Below are 1352 nucleotides of genomic sequence, written 5' to 3'. Positions count from 1 at the left end.
CACCCGCACCCGCACGTACAGGCAACAGCGGTGGCCCGCCCGGCAGTACCGGGCGGGTCGCCCCACCCCTCAAGGGAACACAGCATGCGCACAACCCGTACCACCACCGTCTGCGCCGCCGCGGCCCTCGCCGCCGCGGCCCTCACCCTCACCGCCTGCGGCTCCGACTCCGGCGACGACGGCGCCAAGCCCGCCGTCGAGATCTCCGGCGGCAGCACGAAACCGGGGGTCGTCCTCGACACCCCCAAGGAGAAGCCGGACCTCGTCCTCACCGACACCGAAGGCGAGGAGTACGACTTCGTCGCCGAGACCGCGGGCAAGCCCACCCTGCTGTTCTTCGGCTACACCAACTGCCCCGACGTCTGCCCCACGACGATGAGCGACATCGCCATCGCCAAGCAGAAGCTGCCCCGCGCCGAGCAGGCGAAGCTCCAGGTCGTCATGGTCAGCACCGACCCCGAGCGGGACACCCCGAAGCGGATGGGCAAGTGGCTCGACGCCCAGGACGAGGACTTCATCGGCCTCACCGGCGACTTCGCCGCGGTCAAGGACGCGGCGCGCAGCGTCGGCGTGCACCTGGAGAAGCCGGTGGAGGAGAAGGACGGCAGCATCACCGTCAGCCACGGCGCGGAGGTGCTGGCGTACTCGCCGAAGGACGACAAGGCGCACGTGCTCTATCTGGCCGGAGTGACGGCCGACCAGTACGCGAAGGACATGCCGAAGCTGGTCAAGGGACAGAACCCGTGAGGCGTGCGCACCGGGGCCCAGTAGTTGCTGCCGCAGTTGCTGCCGCAGCCCTGTCCCTCGTCCTCGGCCTGGCCGCATGTTCCGGTGACGACTCCGGTACGCGGACGAAAGCGGAATCCGGCGACGGCGGCGGCAGCGGCAGCGGCGCCGGTCCCGGCTCCGGGCCCCGGCTGCGCGCCGAGGCCGGCTTCGTACCGCAGCCCGTGATGAAGGACCTCGCCGCCGGCTATCTGACCGTACGCAACGACGGCGCTGCCGACGACCGGCTCACCGGCGTCAGCACCGAACTCGCCGACGACGTCACCATGCACGTCACCGAAGGTGAGCGGATGCGCGCCGTCGACGGCCTCGACGTGCCCGCGGGCGGCGAGCTGACCCTCGCCCGCGGGGGTTCCCATCTGATGCTGGAGAAGCTGGATCGCAAACCGGAGGTTGGCGAGAAGGTGTCCTTCGTGCTGCACTTCGCCGAGTCGGAGCCGATCGAGGTCGAGGTGCCGGTGCAGCCGACGACGTACCGCCCCGCGGAGTGAGAGGCGTGTCATGACCCCAACCGGACTGCTCCACCGAGCCCGCCGCGCACCGATCCGCCGGCGCTCGACGCACGC

General features: G+C 70.8%; 2 protein-coding genes. Both read left to right on the top strand.

The window, feature by feature from the left end; translation table 11 throughout:
* Positions 1 to 84: 84 nt before the first annotated feature.
* Positions 85 to 747, top strand: a complete 663-nt coding sequence (locus H5J30_RS33575) for an SCO family protein (protein ID WP_181791536.1) — start codon at positions 85 to 87, stop codon at positions 745 to 747.
* Positions 744 to 1277, top strand: coding sequence for a copper chaperone PCu(A)C (locus H5J30_RS33570; protein ID WP_181791534.1), 534 nt, complete (start codon positions 744 to 746; stop codon positions 1275 to 1277). Before H5J30_RS33575 ends, H5J30_RS33570 begins: the two co-directional genes overlap by 4 nt.
* The last annotated feature ends 75 nt before the right edge of the window (positions 1278 to 1352 follow it).

It is taken from the genome of Streptomyces phytophilus, assembly GCF_013870535.1.
Lineage (GTDB): Bacteria > Actinomycetota > Actinomycetes > Streptomycetales > Streptomycetaceae > Streptomyces > Streptomyces phytophilus.
Note: the sequence above shows the minus strand (reverse complement) of the source record. Positions and strands in the feature narration are given on the sequence as shown.